Here is a 22,627-nt window from a genome sequence, read left to right on the forward strand (position 1 = left end):
TAGCGAAGTCTAAGAAACATACATGAGAAGTAAACTGTAACTATTATATAATTGAACATGCAATATTGCAATAAAATTTCTGTGAAATAATAGTGGCGCTGAAAAAAAAATGGTTGTATAATAACTCTGATTTTGTTGACTATTCAGAGCCAGTAAAATTGCTTTCTGTAATATATGGATTTATTTTATATGGCTGAATAGTTCATACACGCATTTTACTATTGACACTTTTATTTTTCTTCAGAGGAGGTAATTATGCCTGTTAAGTACGTATTTGTCACCGGAGGCGTCGTATCCGGACTTGGAAAAGGAATCACTGCCGCATCACTTGGCCGTCTGTTAAAGGCGCGCGGCTACACCGTTACTATGCAAAAATTCGACCCTTATATCAACATTGACCCAGGAACTATGAACCCGGTTCAGCACGGAGAGGTGTTTGTCACCGATGACGGCGCTGAGACTGATCTTGATCTTGGTCACTATGAGCGCTTTATCGATGAAAGTCTCACCCGCAATTCCAATGTTACCACTGGAAAGGTTTACTGGAGCGTACTGCAGCGCGAGCGCCGTGGCGATTACGGCGGCGGTACCGTACAGGTAATCCCTCACATCACAAATGAAATTAAGGATCGTTTCTACCGCAATTTTACAACTGATAAGACAGAAATTGCCATTATCGAGGTTGGCGGTACTGTCGGTGATATCGAGAGTCAGCCGTTTTTAGAGTCTATCCGTCAGTTCCAGCATGAGGTTGGCCGCAACAATTCTATGCTGATTCATGTTACCCTGATCCCGTATCTGTCTGCTTCTCAGGAGCTGAAAACAAAGCCTACACAGGCAAGCGTTAAAGAGCTTCAGGGAATGGGACTTCAGCCAGATGTTATCATGTGCCGCAGCGATTACCCAATGGGCGACCAGATGAAGGCTAAGATCGGTCTGTTCTGTAATGTTCCAGTCAGACACGTATTAGAAAATTTGAACTGTGACGTATTATATGAGGTTCCGCTTATGCTTGAGGAAGAACATTTAGCAGACGTTGCCTGTGAATGCCTTGGTCTTGATAGTCCAAAACCTGATCTTGACGAGTGGAAAGCTATGGTGGATGCATGGAAGAATCCGACAAGCTCTGTAACCGTTGCTCTTGTCGGAAAGTATACCGCACTTCACGATGCATATATCAGTGTTGTTGAGGCACTTAAGCACGGCGGTGTTGCTCATCATGCAAGTGTAACTATTAAATGGGTTGATTCTGAGCAGGTAACAACTGAGAATGTAGCCGAACAATTAAAGGATGTATCCGGTGTTATCGTTCCTGGCGGCTTTGGTGATCGTGGTATTGAGGGCATGATTACCTCTATCCGCTATGCACGTGAAAATAACATTCCATTCCTTGGCTTGTGCCTTGGCATGCAGATGGCAATCGTTGAGTTTGCCCGTCATGTTCTTGACATTCGCGATGCACACAGCATTGAGCTTGATCCGCAAACCGCTCATCCAGTTATCCATCTGATGCCAGATCAAAATGGTGTCACTGACATCGGTGGTACATTACGTCTTGGCTCTTATCCATGTATCTTAGGAAAGGACACAAAGGCTTATCAGCTTTACGGCACTGAGAAAATCGCAGAGCGTCATCGTCACCGTTATGAGGTCAACAACGATTACCGTGCTGCCCTCACTTCTCACGGCATGACTCTTTCTGGTATCTCACCAGACGGCCGCATTGTAGAGATGATCGAGCTTCCAAATCATCCGTGGTTTATTGGTACCCAGGCTCATCCAGAATTAAAGTCAAGACCAAATCGCCCACATCCACTGTTTAAGGGCTTCATCGGTGCTGCACTGGAGTATCAGAAAAAGAGCGAAAACTAAGTCATTATTATTCACAGAAAAGTAGTTTTAATAAAGAGCAGTTCATTCAAATTCAAATTGAATATTCGTAAGAAAAAAGAAGAAAGCGGCAGGCTTTTGAGTCTGTCTCTTTCTTCTTTTATTATAATTTATGAGTTAAACTGCTTTTACAAACTTTCACATATCATTAATCGTTAACCCAAACAGTCATTTCGCCCTCATTACGATTTGCCCAAGCATAATATGGAATAAATGTAAGCTTTCTCTCACGTCTTCTTACCTGAGAACAATCGTAGTACAGACCATCATCTGCCGGACCATACTCTTCCTCTGCTGTCATGGTAATGCGCACAATACCACCAAGAAGATCTGGAACAAACTCCTCATGAATATCCTTCTTTCCTGCCAGATGAATCATCTGAAGCTCTTCTCCGTTATCATCCTCCTCCAGACAATACACAACTGGGCCCTTCATTACAGCAGTTTTTCCGATATCCTGACGAACCTTCGGATTTGCCTTTACAAATGTAACAGGCATTTCAAATACAAGTGTAATCTCATCACCGTTCTTTACCGGATCCTCCAGATAGCCATAGCCGTTATCTGCATGATAGGATACCTCCATGCCATTCTTCTTTACAGTCATTCCTCTGCACCAACCTGGTACACGGAATGCATACTCAAATGCCGCATCTTCCATAGACTCTACACGAACTGAAACTGTTTCTTCCCATGGATATGAGGTAGTTACATGGAGCGTAATTTCTTTTCCATTCACCTCAGTCTTCATATCACTTCCGATAAACAAGTTTTGGTAAACAGTATTTCCCTCTGTCGTGTAGATATATTCACCAAGTGAAGTCATCATTCTGGCTAAGTTTGGCGGGCAACATGCACACGCAAACCACTTCTGACGTCTCGGTTCTACATGTATAAGTCTCTGATCCTTCTTGACTGCCTTTGGCTTTACTGCCAATGGATTAACGTAGAAGAATTTAGTGCCGTCAAGAGAAATTCCACTGATAATGCCGTTGTACAGTGCCTTCTCCATTACGTCAGCATAAACACCATTTGTATACATTTTCAACATTCTCATTGCAAAGAATACTAGTCCGATTGCTGCACAAGTTTCTCCATAGATTTCCTCATTAGGAAGATCATAGTCAAATGTAAATGCCTCTCCGTATGTACTTGAACCAATTGAACCAGTAACATACATCTGCCTGCGCACCACATCGTTCCACAGTGTATGGCACGCCTTCTTTAATGACTCATCGCCTGTTACCCTCGCTACATCTGCCATTCCAGAGTACAGGTAAACGGCACGAACAGCATGGCCTACTGCTTCCTTCTGCTCTCTTACCGGCTTATGTGCCTGATAATATCCATACTGGAACAAGGATTCCTCCCAGTAATACTTATTCTTATACTTATTCTTTTCCTCAGCAAAATAGTTCGGACTCTGACCTCTCTGATTAATAAAATAAGCTGCTAACTTTAAGTGCTTTGGATCTTTTGTGATCTCATACAGCTTCATAAGTGCCATTTCAAGCACCTCATGACCTGGATAACCCTTAAGCTTTCCTTCCTCCTCACCAAAAGTCTGATCAATCAAATCGACATATTTAATCAGTGCATTTAACAGCTTATCCTTTCCTGTTGCATGGTAGTATGCACATGCTGCCTCAAGAAAATGACCAAGACAATACATTTCATGCGCATCCGCGATATTTGTAAAACGCTTATCCAAACCATTTATAATAAAATACGTGTCTAAATATCCGTCTGGCTGCTGAGCAGCACATACAAGATCAATGACATCATCAATCGTCTTTTCAAGTTTTTCATCCGGATGCCAGTTTAATGAAAACGCAGATGCCTCAATCCACTTGGCAAGATCACTGTCCTGGAAAACACAGCCATGAAACTCTGCTTTTGCCTTACTTTGATCCAATTCGCCAGAAGTAATTGCAGCTGCTGTCTTAAAATTAGCAATCGCATAGCTTGGCTCTGTATCTGGGAGACGATCATTCAATGCCTCCCACTGATACGGAATTACTTTATCATGCACCGTTTTCATTTTTCCAGACCAGAACGCGTCCGTAATTTTTACATTTTTTCCTTTTATTGTCTCCATACTCGTCCTTTCTGCCAGCGTACAGCGGCTTTCATAATTTATTGTTATGCTTTCTTATTTATTATCAGCATCATTACCCTTCGTTCAGAAGAATCTTAATGCTTTCCTGTCCATATTTTAATGGATATTGCACTGTGTTGCTTCCAAGCATTGTGCCATCTTCAAGTGTTCCCACCATATGCAGCATAGAAATTGTTACCGTTCCGGTCAGCGCACTCTTTTGTGTGTCAAAATACAGTGTCAGCGAATGATCACTCTCGTTATACTTTGCTGCTGTTTTAGCAAGTGTTCCATGATCCAATACAACATGAAGACGCTTATCATTTGACAGATAATGAAACTCTTTTCCTGCCGCATCACTTCTTTTTACAGTCCATATATTATCTTTTTTGCTAAGGTCTGCACCGTATCCTATACGACCAAACAGCGGATCTTCTGCCACAATGCAGGATGCTCCGCGAACTCCGCCACAAAATCCAAGATCAATCTCACAGGAGTAATACCATGAACCGCCTGAATGCGGCTGGTCAAGCCAGGTTTTGCCTTCATACAGCGGTTCAAATCCACCGCCTGCTGCTCCATCATGTTCTTTTCCTGAAAACCAATATCCATAGTTACTTACCTCATCTCCTGTATTCATCAGTGCATACGAGCTAAGCAGTGATCCATATCCTAAACGGAGCATTTCCCATGGTTCCTTCTCATAATATAATGCATGGCGAAGAATTGAGCATCCACCCATCTGTGACATGTAACTAAGCATATAATGCGTGCTGTTTCCACGATAATCGCTTCCATAACCAAAATATGACGGCTCTAAATATCCACGGCATGCAATGTTGCATTTATGCTGGCTTTCCATAAATTGAACTGCCTTCTCATATGGAATACTCTCTGCAAATGGAGAATCATCCCTCTCAAACACAGCAACTTTTAAACCATCCTCTGCCAACACAAATGTTGACTCAAATCCTGTTGTATCAAATGGATATTCAGATCCAAACACATCCTTACATTCAGTAACAAAGAATTTAACCTTTCTCATCCAGAATGTTTCAAGACGATCTGCCTGTGCCTTCATACCATTTTCTCTAAGTGCTGCAATAATCTTTGGGATCACGCATTCATTGTATAATCCAGTCTTATATGCTGACCAGTCTTCAATCTCAGATGGAATTGTAAACATACCACATGCCGTTCCATATGCTCGTTTCAAATAGACAATCGGTTCCAACTGAAACTTTAAATTCGGGTAACGCACCGCTGTCAGATACATATTATACCAAGTCAATGCAATATGTGGATAATCGTAAATCCGCCAGATATGAAGCTTTCCTCTCGTACCATCTTCTTTCGAATTGCGAAGAACATGCCAATCAGGAATTCCATATATACCATATGGATATGGCTCTTCTTCTGTCTGCTGCAAACCGCCCCATACAAAGCGGTCAAGATAATGATCCAGTGCTGCAATCTCATCTTGATTTGGAAGCATAGTCTGCTTTGAAGATAGAAATGCTGGCTTTGCTAATCCAGGATCGTCACAGCTGACCTCATAGATACGCCATCCGCCGATAGTATCATAATTGTCTGGTGACAGCTGCACACCTGTCTTGTTATTCCACTCACATAGAAGTCCGTCGTACCACAAAGTTTCGTCCTTTATCTGATGCGATGCTATAAAAGCGGCACGCTTTTCCCAAAGTATCTCGACTGGCTGTGTTGCAAAATAATACAAATATGCCTGTTTTTGTTTTCCATAATAAATGCTTATTGTATGCTCACCAAGCGTCTCAAAAGAGAACTCATAAAAATATTGTTTGGTACCAGACTCACATTCCTTTGTCCTAACATATGAAATCGGTTCCTTAGATTCATCGCAAAAAACTTTTACCTCGCTCTGTCCCCAGAAGGATTCGAGGCAAAGCTGCACATTCGTTCCTTGTGGGATAGTATAACCCGGAATGCTGACTGCATGAATCAATCCTTCCTGTGCCATACGTTTTCCCGCTCTAAGGAAATGATCTGCCCATAAATAAGCAAATGAAAATGATGCTGTCTCGCCTGGCTTTAATAAAACGGTGTGCTGCTGTGTACGAAGACGCGCTCCCTTTTTTGCTGCTCTTTCTGCTCTCTTTACTGCAAACGGATACAGCATCGTAAAACCTTTGCCTTCTTCTGTTTCCTTTTGCTCTCTTTCATTTAATTCTGGATTAAACCATTTTTGTACATCATAGTACAAAAGCTGAGTATCTTCCTGCGGTGCAAAGATTAAGCATGGTCCTTCTCCATCTACGCGATAATACGTGCCGTGTGAGCTATTGCCACCAATATGATAATGACCAATCACATTTGGAGATGCGCTTTCACCCCACTTAAATTCTGTGTGACATGCCTGACGAATGCCGACATCACAAAGCGTAATCTCTTTTTCTGATGTATTTATAACCTGTATTTTCTGCGAGAGCTTGTCATATTCTAACTCATAAGAGATTGAAACAGAAATTGTACCGTCGGATGATTTTGCCTGATAGGACAGACCGTTATCCCTACGAACCACGCCTGACTCCTGATATGTCTCCTGATCATTTGTAAAAAATTCAACTATATTTTTATGTACATCTTCATACAATATGCAGATTCCGCCAAATCCGAGCTTTTCATCTGCATACTGCGTCTGATAACTGTCTCCGGTTTGCTTCATTGAAATGATCATGCCTTTTGATATTTGTACGTCAAACTCCGCATTTGTCAAATAGTAGATCTTTCTTTTTTCCTTCATATCGCACTCCCTTATCATCCCTTTACTGCACCGATTGTAATACCACTTACAAAATATTTCTGGAAAAACGGATATACACATACAATCGGAATAGTAACAATCATTGTGGTTGCTGCACGAACAGAACTTGTTGTCAGATTCTTCATTGCTTCATATTTTTTCTGGTCATTCATAAGTTTCGATGCCGCCTCACTGTCGAGAAGAATCTTTCTCAAATACATTTGCAATGTATCAAAACGACCACTCGGATTGTAAATATAAACATCAAACCAAGAATTCCAATGACCAACTGCTGTCATAATTGCAAGCGCTGCAATAACTGGCTTACACAGTGGAAGAATAACTTTAAAGAATATACGAACCTCCGATGCACCATCAATTCGCGCAGACTCTGCAAGTGAATCTGGAATTCCTTCAATAAATGAGGAAACAAGAATCATGTTGTATGCAGAAAGCAGTCCCGGAAGCCAATATACAGCAAATGAATCAGTCAAACCAATGGAAGAATACAGCAAATATGTCGGGATCATTCCACCACCAAAATACATTGTAATGATCATTACGATTCGCATGAATTTTCTTCCTGCAAAATGTTTAATTGTTACAATGTAGCCAAGCAGTGCTGTACAGACAATACTTGTGAATGTACCAACTACACAGCGCGCAACTGACATTGCTGCACCCTTTGGAAGGTTTTGACGCTGAAAAATATAAATATAATTCTGTAAGGTAAACTTTCTTGGCCAAAAGGTAATTCCGCCAAGAACGGTATCTGAACCTTCATTTAATGAGATAACTAGCTGATTCCAAAATGGATATACCATACAGAAGGTAAATGCTATCATAAACAGATAAAGAAAAACATCAAACACTCGTGAGCCAACGCTTTGCTTAATACGATTTTGCTTAACAGTATAATTCTTTCTCTTTGTACGCCTCATATGCTTTGACCCCTTTCTTTAGAAAATTCTCATATCCAGTACTTTTCCTGAGATGAAGTTCGTCAGCCATACTAAGAAGAAGCCAAATACAGATTTCATCAAACCTACTGCAGTACCAAACGTATAGTTTCCAAGCTGAATGCCGTAGCGGTATACATAAGTATCAATAACCTCATATACTTTTCTTGTACTTGGAGTACCAATCAAAAGCTGCTGCTCAAAGCCAGCATTTAGGATATTTCCTATACCAAGAATAAACAAGACTACTACCGTTGGCATAATACTTGGAATTGTAATATGCCATACCTTTCCAAAACGTCCCAGTCCGTCAACAGCACCGGCCTGATAAAGTTCCTGATCAACACCTGCAATTGCTGAAATATAAATAATTGCAGACCATCCGAGTCCTTTCCAAATATTTGCTGTTGTCAAAAGCCCCCAAAAATAATCTGGATTACTTAAAAAGTTTACTGATTTATCAATTACGCCAAGCTTAAGCAACACCTCATTAATCAGACCCTCACTTCCAAGAAGAGACATCATAATAGAAGCTACTACTACCCAGGATACAAAATAAGGCATATAAGAGATGGTCTGTACGACCTTCTTAAACATCTTATTCTTAATTTCGTTTAATAAAAGTGCAAATATAATCGGACTGACAAAACCGATTGTCAGCGACAATCCACTAATTACAAGTGTATTTCGAATAACCATCTTCCACTCTGGTAATTGGAAGAAACGCTTAAAATTTTCAAGTCCTACAAATTTACTTTGTGAAAGTGACATTCCTGGATACCAATCAAGAAACGCCACGATATTTCCTGCCATAGGAATATAACAAAAGATTACTACCCATATAAGGGCAAGCAGACACAAAAACCAAATTTGTTTCTGCGTACGAAATGATTTTAACAGAGTGCCTTTTTTCTTTTCTACTTTTACATACCGACCTGCATCACCACCCTGTACTGCATGTTTTTTTCTTAGTGCCATAAGCCAGTTCCTCCCGTTCGCTGTTAATCTAAAAGGAGAGGCAGGAAATCCCACCTCTCCCATTCATTTTTCAGCCTTCGTACTTCTCAACGTTAGCCTTGTAGGAATTCTCATAATAATCTGTTAATTCTTCCAGACCCATTGCATTGCAATTATCTCTTGCTGCTTCGAATGCTGCTATACAATCCTCTTCGCTAGCGCTGTTAATAATTTCTGCCCAAGAAGAAGTAATTGTATCGTCAACCATCTGCTTAATTGTTGCAATCGTATCTCTGGAATTAAAGGTTGTCTGATACATTGTAGTATCCTTTGCCGGTGCAGTGTAGTTACCCCAGCAGATATTAATGCCTTCATCCGCAAAACTTCCGTCCTCATTTACTGGCCAATAATCATAAATAGATACACGATCTACTCTCGGATCAATCTTATCAAAAACAGAACGGCCATCACTCTTAAGCCACTGTCCGCAAATTGCTACCCAGTACTCGCAAGCATAATGATTTTTTACAGTATGATATGTAGTATCCTTTGTGTCAACATTCATAATCTCATCATCAAACAGCCATGTACCATCATCATCAATTTTCCATACATTTTCTTCACGTGGTGCACCAAAACCCATAATAAAGGTTCCAAGTTCAGATGCTTCCCAGTTCAAATATTTAACAATACCCTGAATTTCTTCCTCAGTTGCCTTGTCGGTAATGATCATGCGGTAACTTCCCACATAGTTGGAGGTAAGAAGTGAGGTATCTTCCATGCTCATTCCTTCTCCGTGAACAGAAACGTTCGCAAATCTCTTATTCTTATCGTAGTCATCACCTTCCTGTACGGCCCATGTCTGATGTCCACCTACCCACGCATACCACCAAGTTCCAAAATTTCCAAGTACTTGTCCGTTCGCTAACTTAGAAATGTATGTCTCATAATCAACACTTTGATAATCTGGATCAATTAAACCTTCACGATACATCTGATTTACAAGCTTTGCGATCTCGAGACCCTCATCAGTATTCAGCCAATGAGTGAACTCACCTGTCTCCTCATTTAACTTATAACCATTTATAAAGCCGTAAGCACCGAGCATTGCATTTAAAAAGCTCTTGCCCTGATTATCACTTGTAAACGCGTAAGTCGTCTGTCCGGCATCATTTGTTGGATGATTTGCAAGAATCTTCTTCATAACCTCAATATACTCCTGAGGCGTCTCATACATTTTCTCCTCACCAAGCTCCAGATAATAATCCCAGCGAACACCAAAATCAAGTCCTGCTACATTAGGATTCTCGCCCCAAAGTGTAGAAAGCTTATAAATATGACCTTCATCATCCTTAAGCATATTAATATAATCGCCCATACGTCTTGTCAGATTTGGCATGTCATCAAGATACTCCGTCAAGTCAACAGCCTTGCCCTGTGCGATAAATTTCTCAGCCATATCATCAGGCATATTGGTAATAACAGATGGATAACTATTATCTGCCAACATCAGATTTAAACGTTCAGTCATATCACCTGTCATATACTGCCAGTCAAAGGTTACATTTAGATTTTCCAGAAGCCACTCGTCCATAACGGCCTTTCCGCCATTTTCATCTGCCAAAAATTCTTCCTGATCACCCTCACCTGCATACACGCTAATGTTAATAGTTTCTTCTGGCTTTTCCCAATTCAAATCTGCTGGATCAACGGTTCCGTTCTCTGCAAATGCTGCTGAAGAAAGTGTTCCAACTGCCATTGCTGCTGCTAAAAATGATGTTGCTACTCGTTTTCCACTCATACTCCAAGTCTCCTTTTTTTCTTATTATGTTAAGTCTCATTGCCTACGCCGGTAAGACTCTCGTTCTACTAATGTACATTCCAAAAGAATTCTCTTTTTTTCTAATACTCCATGTTCAATTTTTGTGATCAGTGCTGCCGCTGATTCTCTTCCAATTTCATCAAGCGGCACATGCACTGTTGTCAGTGATGGATTTGAAAACCAGCCATATTCAGAATCATCAAATCCAATTACTCCTATGTCATCTGGTACCTGTAATCCACAATCCCGGATCTGTCTAATTGCACCAAGTGCCATTAAATCATTCATTGCATAAATTGCTTTTACTGGATAACCTGCTTTTAAAATATCTCTACAAGCCTGCTGGCCACTTTCAAACTCCCAATTGCCATTTTGCCGCAGTTTTAAATTCATAGAAATTCCAGCATCTGCATATGCTTCTTCTACACCAGCCATACGTTGTCCAGCGGGAGCTGACTGAATCGGTCCTCCAATAATTGCAATTTCTTCACCGTAACGCGTCAAAAGCATCTGTGTAATCTTCTTTGAGATCTCTCTATTATCATATCCTACTTGTACATCATCTGCATTCTCTGTTGTACAGTATGCATATACAAGTGGAATATCTGTCTCGATCAATCCCTTCACGTCTCGATCATGCATTCCAATAAAAATTACACCATCTACACGAACGGCCTGCAATCGCTGCAATTCCTTACTAATCACCCCTCTATACTTATAAATGCTGTCATAATCCGTCTTGATTTTATCCTTTAAACCAAGGTCAGATAAAATCACGCTATATCCATTTTGTTGTGCATAATGTGTAACACCCTGCACAATACTCCCTGTTTGCCATACAGAGAGATCTTCTGTCATCACACCTATGATGCTTGACTTACTGCTTCTGAGTGCTTTAGCTACAGTATTCGGCTGATAGTTCACTTCCTTTATAATACTTCTAATCCTAGCTGCCACTTCAGGGCTTACCTTATTGTCTCTGTGATTCAGTACGTGAGATACAGTAGCAACAGACACACCTGCCATCCCTGCTATATCTTTTAACGTCATATTTTCTCCTTTTAGTTAATCGTTTAACCAGTTCAGTATTTAAAAAATCACCTCCATTTTTACTGCTTCTGGTTTTTTTATAATTGTTTACAAAATCAACTCGTTACTTTATGTCATTGATATTACTCCATATCAGCCTTCATGTCAAGTGTTTTCTAATTATTTTTTTATATTATTTTTATATTCCTATCTTTTTCGTTTGTATTGTATAAATAGTATGATTATTCAATACAATAAACTCTGTTCATTTTTAGTATACTCTTTTTGCGCTAAGTTAAACGATTAAATACCACTTTTTTAAAATACCCGACATTTTAGAACCATATATTTTCTAAAATGCCGGGACTATCAATATCTATTTTTTCTTCGATTAACCGTTAACTGTTATTGCCTCTATTCCTCTTCATCATTTGCCCAGAAAAGCGCACAGCGAACTGCCTTTTTCCAGCCCTTTAGCTTTTGCTTTCTCTTTGTCTCTCCTATTGACGGCATAAATGAACGCTGCAGCTGCCAATTAGCACGAATCTCTTCTTTATCTTTCCAATATCCTGTTGCAAGGCCTGCCAGGTAAGCTGCACCTAGTGCTGTTGTCTCGATACATCCTGGGCGATCTACCTGTGCATCAAGAATATCTGCCTGAAACTGCAAAAGGAAATTATTTGCACTTGCACCGCCATCTGCCTTTAATATCTCAATTGTATAACCGCTGTCCTGCTCCATTGCTTCAAGCACATCATGTACCTGATACGCAAGTGATTCAACGGCTGCGCGCACAAAATGAGCACGGCTTACACCTCTTGTCAGTCCTACAAACGTACCTCTTGCATATTGATTCCAATATGGTGCACCAAGTCCTGTGAATGCCGGCACCAGATAAGAACCTGCCGTATCCTCAACAGACTGACATAAGCTTTCTGTCTCAGAAGCGTTTCGAATCATCCAAAGCTCATCACGAAGCCATTGAATTGTCGCTCCTGCCACAAACACACTTCCCTCAAGCGCATACTGCACTTCACCCGGCGAACCTGCTGCAATTGTTGTGACAAGTCCATGATCAGAGTTTACCGGCTCTGCACCTGTATTCATCAAAAGAAAGCATCCTGTTCCGTATGTATTCTTTACATCACCAGGTTCAAAACAGCACTGACCAAAAAGTGCTGCCTGCTGGTCTCCCGCAATTCCCGCAATCGGAATAGCACCACCTGTAACCTCTGGATCTGTTTTTCCGTAAATGCAGCTGCTTGGAAGAACCTTTGGAAGCATAGATTGCGGAATATTAAAGTATTCCAAAAGTTCCTTATCCCACTCCAGCGTATGAATGTTAAACAACATTGTTCTTGATGCGTTTGTGTAATCTGTTGCATGTACAGCGCCGCCTGTCAGTTTCCATACAAGCCAGCAATCAACCGTTCCAAAAAGAAGCTCGCCCTCCTGTGCACGCTTTCTGGCTCCTGGCACCTGATCTAAGATCCATTCAATTTTTGTTGCTGAAAAATAAGCATCTGGAACTAATCCTGTTTTTTCACGAACCTTTTGCGTCATACCATCTGCTCTTAGACGATCAATTCGCTCACTTGTACGGCGGCACTGCCATACGATTGCCGGATAAATTGGACGACCTGTCTTTTTATCCCAAATGATCGTAGTCTCTCGCTGATTCGTAATGCCGATTGCATGAATCTGCTCAGGAAGCGCTGCTATTTTATTCATTGCCTCTGATAATACACTCACCTGTGATGCCCAAATTTCCATCGGGTCATGCTCTACCCAGCCTGGCTTTGGATAATGCTGCTCAAATTCCTTTTGAGCAACACTGCAGATATTTCCCTTTCGGTCAAATAAAATGCAGCGAGAGCTAGTTGTTCCCTGATCCAGCGCCATCATGTATTTTTCCATTGTGTGTCCTCCTAATCTGCTTCGTATCCTGTCGGATTTATCGTGTTATTTTTTCACTCCGAATACTGATTCTGACACTATTATAGCTGATACAATTGGCGCTGTAAATGCTGCAGTTTATTTTTTTAGTTTTGGGTGGCTGACTAACGATGCAAGATATCCAAATACAATCGCTGCACAGATACCTGCTGAGCTGGCTGTCAGTCCGCCCTTAAAGATGCCAAGCAGCCCTTCCTCATCGACTGCTTTTTTGACACCTTTCCAGAGCGTATTGCCAAAACCAAGAAGCGGCACACTTGCCCCTGCTCCTGCCCACTCTTTAAATGGCTCATAAATGCCGAATGCACCTAAAACTACTCCTGTAACCACAAGAATAACCATGATTCGACCTGGCATCAGCTTTGTCTTGTCCATCAGAAGCTGTGAAAGCGCACAGATCGTGCCACCGACTGCAAATGCAATTAGATATTCCTGCATGATTTGCCTCCTTCTGCTAATGACATAGCCTTTTGTTTCTTCTCAAAACGTTCATCGAATGAGTCAAGCGCTTCAATGACTACTGCATGTGCAATGCCTGGAATGCTTGCACCTTCATTAAATGAAATCTTTGACAAAAGCGCGCCTGTCGGAACAAAAAGCACACGTTTCCAGATCTTTTTTTGAATCTGAGGCAAGATATACGCAGCCAATATCACAGCACTGCAGCCACATCCACTTCCACCTGCGTGAACATCCTGCTCTTTTCGTTCAAAGATTTCCAGTCCACAGTCCATATGACGATCAGAAATATCAATCTTTTTTTCGCGAAGCAAATCAATTAATAGTTTACTACCTATCTGGCTAAGATCGCCTGTAATGATCTTGTCGTAATCGCTTGGTTTTGTCTTAAAATCTTCAAAATGCTGCACAATCGTATCATATGCGGCAGGAGCCATCGCCGCCCCCATATTCATTGAATCTGTTATTCCATAGTCTACGATTTTTCCTGTCGTTACTCCTGTGATTTTGGCAAGTGGAATGTCGAGTTGGGTTGTAGTGTGTGTCTGAACACTTTCAAGTACAACAGCTCCTGAACCTGTTACAGTCCATTCTGCACTGAGTGGTCTCTGGTTTCCATAATCAGATGGGAAGCGAAACTGCCTCTCGGCAGAGGCATAATGGCTGCTTGTCACACAAAGTACATGATCTGCATATCCTGCATTCACAAACATAGCACCCGTTGAAAGTGTAAGCCCCATTGTAGAGCAAGCACCATACATGCCAATTGTAGGGCAGTTAAACTCACTAATTCCAAAACTGCTTGCGATACACTGGCCAAGCAAATCACCTGCAAATACATAGCGAATCTGCTTCGGCAAAAGATGTGCCTTCTCAATTACTTTCTTTACGGCTCGCTTTTGAAGCTCACTCTCTGCCTGTTCCCAATTATCCTGTCCACACTTTCCGTCAGAATCAATTTCATCAAATAGTGCGCCAAATGGCCCCTCTGCCTCTTTTGGGCCAACAACAGAGGCCGCCTGCAGAATGCGGGGCGGCCTCTCAAAACGTATACTTGCTGTTCCTGTCTGCATAATCGCTCCTTGTTATGGATATAGTTTTCATTTCAAAACTACTTTGCCCAAGCGGTAGGTTCTTTATGCATTCCTATAACTTTTCTTTGTGTTATCAAGATCTATCATTATGTTCATGTTAGCGTATTATAACAATTTTTATTATTCAGCATAATTCACATAGCATGCTGCACCAACAATAGCCTTTGTATAATAGCCACCTATATTCTCAAATGTAATTACATTAAACGGCAAAAAAGTTACCGTGACATCATTACCTTCAAATACATTAGGAAGTTCTCCTAAGTAATATACACAATAGTCATAACCCGAATAATCTTCAATCTGTACATATGTCAATGTCTTTCCACTTTCTTCTAACTCTTGACAATCAACGACTTCACCAAATACATACATAAGACGGTCGGAATATTTAAATGGATTTTTCGCTACATGTGCATAGTCCATGCTAAAATCAATATGATCACTTATGGCTCCAGTATTAGAAGAATTTCCTGGAAAGAACTGTGGATTATCATTTATAAAAGCAATTGCATCATCTGAGATATCAAATTCCATTGTGTCTGCAATTGCTTCATACGTAGCAGCTTTTGTCGTTGTCTTGCTTGAATTATCCTTGCTTGTTGTCTTTGAAATTCTACCTATAACATCTGCCATCAAAACTGCAATAATAACAATAACTACCAATGGTACCCACTCTTTTTTCAAAACCTTCTGAATTGCAGAATTAATCTTGAACGAAGTATTCTTTCCCTCATTCATCGTCTGTGATTTCCCCTGCTCTTTTTCTATTTTTGCACCACAATTTGTACAAAACACATCTCCCTCTTTTACCTTATTTCCACACTTAGGACATATCATCTTTCTTTCCTCCTTTTGTAAGCTGCATTTTTCGCCATTCAATCATTTTCTTTAATTTGCATCTGGCATAAATTTTCTATAAAGACCTGCTATTACCAAAACAATCGTCGCAGCAATCATCAGATAATAGCCGCTTTCTTTTTGCATTAGATAGCCAAATTCCTCTTCATTTATAGCATTCGAAAAATTGATTACCTCTATTATCGTCAACGTTCCTGCTGCTATACTTGTAAACATAACACCAGTATCTTTTCCTTTTAAGCCTAATATTAGTGCAATAATTCCAATACCTAAAAAGAAAATCCCATCGCCTCCAATCAATGACTCTGTCGATGCAACACCAAATACTGTTACTTTCACATATGGTAAAAATGGACAGATAATCATTAATATGCTGCTTACAACTGCAATCCAATTTGTTTTCGCATTTGTCAATGTACTCCAACTAAAGTTGTAGGAATTTCCTTTCCATTTGCCACTTGACTGCTTTTCTTTTTCCTGCTGCTGATATGTATGAGTATTTTGATTTCCATTCACATCCTGAACAACGCCAAATTGCGCCTGTACCTCATAAGCAATCGTTCCCATTGCACCAAGCATTTCTTTATAATACTTATAATATACTGAGCTACGCATTAAAATGATAGAGGCCATTCGTTTTAGGGATGCATCCCATCGAATACAAAATGTAGAATCAAAGTTCAATATCACTGTATAGCTAAAATCATTTATTATAATTACTGCTTGATTCTTCTCATTTCTGCTTATAGAAATTCCATATTTTGAAAACATAACTGGCTGAAGTTTTTCAAATATTCTTTCATCTGTCATTTCAGAATTTGCCCAGAATTTCAATCTTCTCAAACGATACATGCGATACTCTGTTACACATCCATCAATTACACAAGTTAATGGAAGACCAATGAGTCCAATTGCAAAAAATACTTCATTAAAAACTCCTATACCAATACAAATCAAAAATATCGGATAAAAATTTTTTATTTTTTTCATTTGGTTCTCAAGTGGCTGTGGATTTAAAACATATCTCGCCTGATCAGTTTCCTCTTCTCCTCCGTCAAATCCTCGAAACCACATATGAGTAATAAAATACAAAAATTTAGAAAACATTTGCTTGATATCGTTTTCATTAAGCCTTGCTTTTGCATTAGCACGACCATTCATGTTTTCTGTACTTTGATTCGTATCTTCCACTTCTTTTTCTACAAGCAAAATTCCACATTTACCGCAAAATCGATCATTCGGTTTACCCTGCATTCCACATTTCGGACATACCATTCTTTTAACCATATGTTTTCTCCCTTCTCTTAATCTACCATAACACTAAGTTAATCTTGCTTCTGCGAATTTGGAACCATTTCGATAGGAACTCCCATTGTATTTAGCATCTGGTAAATCTCACCTTCATTTAACATGTAATCTCCATTGGTTCCATTCAAATATTGACTCTGAGATCTGGAATATGCACATATGCCATACGGAGAATTCCATACAATTGTTTTCTTATCTCCATAGCCTGGAAGTACACCAAGATCTCCACTCAATGATCTGTCTACTAATTCCTTGGCATTCCCAGATGTACCACACGCAAGGTACTCATTATCGCAAGATATACTATCATACATTCCGCTTGAACCCGGACACAAATAAAAGTACAACAAGATTTGCCCTGTCGCTTCATTCTGATCAATGCACAAATAATCTGACCGATCTCTTATTGCCGGATTCACAACAGCCGCTGCGTTTCCAGTTGTACCTGTTGGCGTATAAGCGGTTGTTTCCTGCGTTTGGCTGTATGTTTCTGCTATATCTGCATTTTCCATATTACTATTTGTGTTCTCATTTGTACTAGGATCTTCGCTTGTAGTTTGTTCTGTCCCTTCTGAAGATTCTTCACTGTCTTCTGTAGCTTCTTCTGTTTCTGGTATTTCGGTAATCGGCAAATTATCAAGCTCTCCTGTATCATAAGCATGCTGATAAACTTCCTCACATTTTGCCAGATCAATTCGCATGGCTGGGCGGACCATCTCTGCGTCAGTTATACTACCTGTTTCTACTGCTCCACCTGACATACCATTAAATCCCATTCTTGTCTCTCCACCATAAGCAATTGTTCTTAACCACCACCATTGCTCTTTATCTGGGCTTGCAGTCAAGTTCGTATGTTGCTTATCATATTGTGCGCATGCATACAAAGTTCCATATGCTGTCTTATTTTTTAAATATTGAGTAGCTTCGTTATAGCTCAATAAAAATACGTAGTCTAAGGTATCCTCTTCGCCATATGATACTGCATAATATGGATCCCTTTCGTTTTTTATTTCTTTACAGACAATTAGATCCTGCAAATTTGAGGAAAAGGCGGTTTGCATAAAATCTCCATTTAACCACTCTCGAATATTACTACCTGTCCACTCACTCATCTCCCATGTTTCCGAAAAAATTCTAGCATCTAGACATTTTTCAGAAAGTATGAATGCTTCATCATCCTGCACATCCAGCACAATCCAATCAATTGCCTCTTTTCCATTTTCAAAATTGTTGTCCTGTTCATACTCGCCAAATTTTATTACATCACCAGACTGCAAATTCTGGAAATGCAATGCTTCTGCATACCTTTGGTTTGCACATAACAGCTTAATTTTATCCTGACGTGCTTTTTCTGTATCCTTTACACGCTGTTTTGCATCACTGTAATTACCAAGTGATTGAAACGTTTCTTTTGCATCGAAAAATTTGTCAGCCTCAAGCTGCTCCTCAGCCTTTGCGTAAATGCCTTCTTGAATGCCTACAATTGCCTCTTTTCGTTCCTTGCTATCTTTCACCTCTGGAATTTTTTCGTACATTGCAATTGCTCGCATTCTATCATCATTTGTGTCTTTAAATTCATAGCGTCTAGCTTTATAATACGTTACCAAGTCACTGCTATCTTCATAAGACTTTAATGCCTCTAAGATCTTAATTGCATTGTCATATTCACCTGAATCACCAGATGCAATTGCATTGTCATACCATGTTTTTTGATAATTTTCCAGTTGTTCATTGCTATCTTTCACTTGCGGAATTGATTTCAATGCTTCAACAGTTTTTTGAATGTCCTCAACCTGTTTGGATTCAGATTGTTCTAATGCTTCATAGTAAATCAGTAAATTCTTTGAATCTTTATAGTCTTGCAATCCTTTAAGTATTTTAATAGCTGTATTATAATCTTTATTTTTCTGTGCAATTGCTGCTCTTACGTATGCAAGGTATTTTTGCGAATCCTGATATTCTCTTGCTGTCAGATTTTCAAGTAATTGTTCTGACTCCTCAAGCTTGTCTTCCACATAAAACTGTTCTGCCTTTTCATATTCCGCTTGAACCGTTGCTGTTATTCTGTCCGAAGAATCCTGATAATTACCCAATTCTTCAAAGATTGCAATCGCACTCTCAAAATCCTCATCGGCTACTAACTTATCTGCTTCTTCATATCGCTGTTCTTGAATCTCTTTTTCGCGCTCAGCTGCATCCTTATAATCCCTTAATTGTGCAAAGGCATGAACTGCACCTGCATAATCACCTTTTGCAAGCAAGCCTTCCGCCTCTTCATACGACGTTTTGTTTGCTAATTCTGTTGTCGTATCCTCTGCTCTTTGCTTTGCATCCTTATATGAACCAAGCATTTCAAATTCAGCAATCGCTCCCTCGAGATCTCCGTTTTCTATCAAGTCTTCTGCTGCTTTATATCGTTCAGCCTGAATCTCTTTTTTACGATTTGCAGCATCCTTATATTCTCCAAGTTCAGCAAACTGCTGGATTGCGCTCTTATAGTCCTCTTTTTCATATAACTGCTCTGCATTTTTATAAGCGTTTTGTTTTGTAAGCTCCTGTTTTGCTAAATTTAAATTTTTCTTAGACTCTTTATAAGAACCCAACATTTGAAATTCTGCAATCGCACCTTCAAAATCTTCATCATTCATCATTTTTTCTGCTGCTTCATATCGAGCTTGCTGAATAGCCTCTTTACGCTGTTTCGCATCTGCATAAGAGCCAAGTTCACCAAATTTTTTGATTGCATCTGCATAATCCTGTTTCGAAAGAGAATCTTCTGCTGCCTTATAAAGCTTCTGATTTGCAATTTCCTTTTCCAACTTATCCGCTAAATCAGCAGAGTCCTCATAACTGCCTAAACTAGCAAACATTTTGAGCGCTTGCTCATAGTTTCCTTCTTTCATTTTACTCTGCGCATCTTTATATACGGTCTGCAATGTTTCCAAAATTTTACTGCTTCGATCTGCGCAGTCTACTACCTGTGGCATCGTATCATATACACGCTTTGCCTTGAGCATCGAAATATAATCCCCTTCTGCCTCTAAGCGCCTTGCTTCATAATAATCAATCATTTTATCACTATCGTTATACGAACCAAGATTATCAAAAATAGGATATGCCTCTGCATAGTTTTCAGCTTCTGCATCTGTTACAGCAGTCTGATACCAACCGGACAAATATGCCTCTTCCTGTTCTTTGCTGTCACGAAACAATGGAATTGACTCATATAAACTTGCAATATATTGAATATCATACACATCTTCTTGTGCTTCAGCTTGCTTGGCGCTATAATATACAATTAAATTTTGTGAATCCTTATAATCGCCCAATGATTGCAATGTAGTAATTGCCTCTGAAAAACTTCCTTCTACCGCAGCTGCATTTGCACTTGCATACAGCAATAACTGAGAAGAATCTTCATAACTCGTGATCTCTCTTAGCTTTTTTACAGCTTCACTATATTCGCCTTTATTAATTAATTCCTGTGCTGATGAATATTTCTTTGATGCTGATTCCTTACAGCCTGATATTCCAGCAGCCACTACCGCTGACCCTAGGATAATACAAAATTCTCTTTTTTTCATAACGCTACCTCTCCCTTTACTTAAGTATTTATAACCGTTGCTCGAATAATATCTATAGAAATTAAATATTATCTTTATAATATCATCCCTATAAAAAAAGGTCAAATAGTTTTCTCTACTGCCCTAATTATAAAATACGGCAATGACAGTTATTGTCAAAGTAAATAAAAAATTAGCATCAGATTAAAACTTGTCAAAAAAAGCGTACCGCAATCATTTCTCGTTGCAGTACGCTTCTCATATTTTTGTATCATTAAGTTACTCGTATATTTTAATTTATTCTATGCCTTCTGCCCTTACGCAAACAGCTCTTTCACCATTGCGACATCGAAAGTAACATTTTCCACTTTGTTGACCTCGATGCGATACAATGCATTTGCAGCGATATGCTCTGCTGCCTGCTCTAAATCACGGATACCTGTTGTATGTGCGTAAAGATCAACGACTGCCTCAACTGCTTCTGGTGTGACGATGCACTCACCCTCACGAAGACCCATGCGGCGCAGTACCTTAGGCAAGGAGAATTTTGTGAAAATGATCTTCTTCTCTTCCTTTGTGTAGTCTGGGATGTCGATCACGGCAAAACGAGACATAAGTGGAGCACTGATCTGATCCTTATTATTGGCAGTTGCAATAGGGTAAACGCCGCCAGTCGGAACCATACACTCCATATAGTTATCAGTAAATCCAAGATTATCAAGAAGTGTTAAAAGTACATCGGCTGGGTTGCCGCTGCCCTTACTTGATGCTGCTTTATCAAGCTCGTTGATGATGAATACAAGATTTGATTCACGCGCTGCTGAGAAAGCTTCCATGATAATACCTGGTTTTGCATTTGCGTAGATACGTGAGCTTCCAGTTAACTGCTCTGGATCGTTGATGGAACTCATATCGAGTGTGGTCCACGGCAGCTTCAGGATTCTGGCAACTGCATAGGCAATCTGAGATTTTCCAGTACCAGCCGGTCCTACAAGCAAAAGACCATATGCCGGAAGTGTGTGTGTACGGTTAATCTGAATGATAGTCTCTATAATTCTTTGCTTTACGCGCTCCATGCCGTAAAGTTCTTCGTCAAGCACCTGACGGGCATACTCTGGATCAATTGCCTCAAAATAATTGCTCTTCCACTGGATATTCATCATAATAGAAAGCGCACGCTGCGCATGACGCTTCTCCTCTGGGGAAACCTCGTGAGAACGCGCTACAGCCAGATTTCGTCTCGCCCACAGACGAATATTGTCTGGAAGTGTCTTTCCTGCACATGTCAAAAAGTCTGTAATGCTCTGAAGGCTAGTGATCTTCATATCATCGCCAAGCTCTTCTTTATCTTTATCTTCATCTTCAGCCTCTTCTGCTGGTGCATCGCTTGCAAGCAGACGGTCAATCATAAACTGTAAGAAACCATCCTCTGCTGAAAGCTTTGTACCGCCGCCAAATGCGATCTCACGAATCTTATAAACTGCATATCCTTCTGCTGTATTTTCTCCTGACAAACGCACATTGATATGGTTGTCACCAAGCCATCGCACCAAACTTACAAAGCGTGAATCCACTTTCAGAATATCGGCAGTATAAGACTCTTTTGAATCTTCTTCCTTAAACTCAAATGCAGTTCTCTTTGTCGGATTTGTAAAAAATCCAGCGGAATGATGCGCATGCTCTTTTTCTTTATTATCTAGAACAAAAATTGGATGCTCTGGTGTAGAGACCTCTTCGTTAGAACGAAATGTCGTATATGTACACTCTGGATTAACCTTTTCTTCTGTCTGGTTACTGAAATCAAAAACTCTCATTTTCTTCCTCGCTTATTTGATGTCGTTGTTGATGA

Annotated in this window: 14 protein-coding genes; 1 reads left to right on the top strand and 13 read right to left on the bottom strand. The window is 40.0% G+C overall.

What is annotated here, in order from left to right; all coding sequences use genetic code 11:
• Positions 1-255 precede the first annotated feature (255 nt).
• The gene (locus WJP93_RS04045) at positions 256-1,872 is read left to right on the top strand and encodes a CTP synthase (RefSeq protein ID WP_337547042.1); all 1,617 of its coding nucleotides are present in this window, start codon (positions 256-258) and stop codon (positions 1,870-1,872) included.
• Between the two features lie 166 nt (positions 1,873-2,038).
• On the opposite strand, the gene WJP93_RS04050 is transcribed toward WJP93_RS04045, so the two are convergent.
• The 13 genes from WJP93_RS04050 to WJP93_RS04110 all read right to left on the bottom strand — a co-directional run bounded on the left by WJP93_RS04050 (position 2,039) and on the right by WJP93_RS04110 (position 22,592).
• Positions 2,039-3,988, bottom strand: coding sequence for a beta-L-arabinofuranosidase domain-containing protein (locus WJP93_RS04050; protein WP_337547043.1), 1,950 nt, complete (start codon positions 3,986-3,988; stop codon positions 2,039-2,041).
• A 73-nt stretch (positions 3,989-4,061) separates the two neighbouring features.
• A complete protein-coding gene (locus tag WJP93_RS04055) occupies positions 4,062-6,770 on the bottom strand; it encodes a DUF5695 domain-containing protein (RefSeq protein WP_337547044.1) in 2,709 nt (902 codons plus the stop codon).
• A gap of 14 nt (positions 6,771-6,784) precedes the next feature.
• Complete coding sequence (locus WJP93_RS04060) at positions 6,785-7,711, bottom strand: carbohydrate ABC transporter permease (RefSeq protein ID WP_337547045.1); 927 nt, start codon at positions 7,709-7,711, stop codon at positions 6,785-6,787.
• Between the two features lie 18 nt (positions 7,712-7,729).
• Entirely contained in the window at positions 7,730-8,707 is a 978-nt protein-coding gene (locus tag WJP93_RS04065; protein ID WP_337547046.1) for an ABC transporter permease subunit, read from the bottom strand.
• 70 nt (positions 8,708-8,777) lie between these two features.
• Entirely contained in the window at positions 8,778-10,487 is a 1,710-nt protein-coding gene (locus WJP93_RS04070; RefSeq protein WP_337547047.1) for a hypothetical protein, read from the bottom strand.
• A gap of 36 nt (positions 10,488-10,523) precedes the next feature.
• Positions 10,524-11,558, bottom strand: coding sequence for a LacI family DNA-binding transcriptional regulator (locus WJP93_RS04075; RefSeq protein ID WP_337547049.1), 1,035 nt, complete (start codon positions 11,556-11,558; stop codon positions 10,524-10,526).
• 393 nt (positions 11,559-11,951) lie between these two features.
• On the bottom strand, positions 11,952-13,454 hold the full coding sequence (gene glpK, locus WJP93_RS04080) for a glycerol kinase GlpK (RefSeq protein ID WP_337547052.1): 1,503 nt from the start codon (positions 13,452-13,454) through the stop codon (positions 11,952-11,954).
• 117 nt (positions 13,455-13,571) lie between these two features.
• The gene (gene spoVAE / locus WJP93_RS04085) at positions 13,572-13,931 is read right to left on the bottom strand and encodes a stage V sporulation protein AE (protein ID WP_262536742.1); all 360 of its coding nucleotides are present in this window, start codon (positions 13,929-13,931) and stop codon (positions 13,572-13,574) included.
• On the bottom strand, positions 13,916-15,025 hold the full coding sequence (spoVAD, locus tag WJP93_RS04090; RefSeq protein ID WP_337547053.1) for a stage V sporulation protein AD: 1,110 nt from the start codon (positions 15,023-15,025) through the stop codon (positions 13,916-13,918). Before spoVAD ends, spoVAE begins: the two co-directional genes overlap by 16 nt.
• A gap of 141 nt (positions 15,026-15,166) precedes the next feature.
• On the bottom strand, positions 15,167-15,886 hold the full coding sequence (locus WJP93_RS04095) for a zinc ribbon domain-containing protein (protein ID WP_337547055.1): 720 nt from the start codon (positions 15,884-15,886) through the stop codon (positions 15,167-15,169).
• A 51-nt stretch (positions 15,887-15,937) separates the two neighbouring features.
• A complete protein-coding gene (locus WJP93_RS04100) occupies positions 15,938-17,194 on the bottom strand; it encodes a zinc ribbon domain-containing protein (RefSeq protein ID WP_337547056.1) in 1,257 nt (418 codons plus the stop codon).
• Positions 17,195-17,232: 38 nt separating this feature from the next.
• Positions 17,233-20,799 (bottom strand): DUF6273 domain-containing protein, encoded by a 3,567-nt coding sequence (locus tag WJP93_RS04105; protein WP_337547058.1) that lies wholly within the window; start codon positions 20,797-20,799, stop codon positions 17,233-17,235.
• A 296-nt stretch (positions 20,800-21,095) separates the two neighbouring features.
• Positions 21,096-22,592: an AAA family ATPase gene (locus WJP93_RS04110; RefSeq protein WP_337547059.1), complete on the bottom strand. Its 1,497-nt coding sequence runs from the start codon at positions 22,590-22,592 to the stop codon at positions 21,096-21,098.
• Between the last annotated feature and the right edge of the window lie 35 nt (positions 22,593-22,627).

The organism is Anthropogastromicrobium sp. (genome assembly GCF_037349415.1).
In the GTDB taxonomy this organism is placed as follows: domain Bacteria; phylum Bacillota; class Clostridia; order Lachnospirales; family Lachnospiraceae; genus Anthropogastromicrobium; species Anthropogastromicrobium aceti.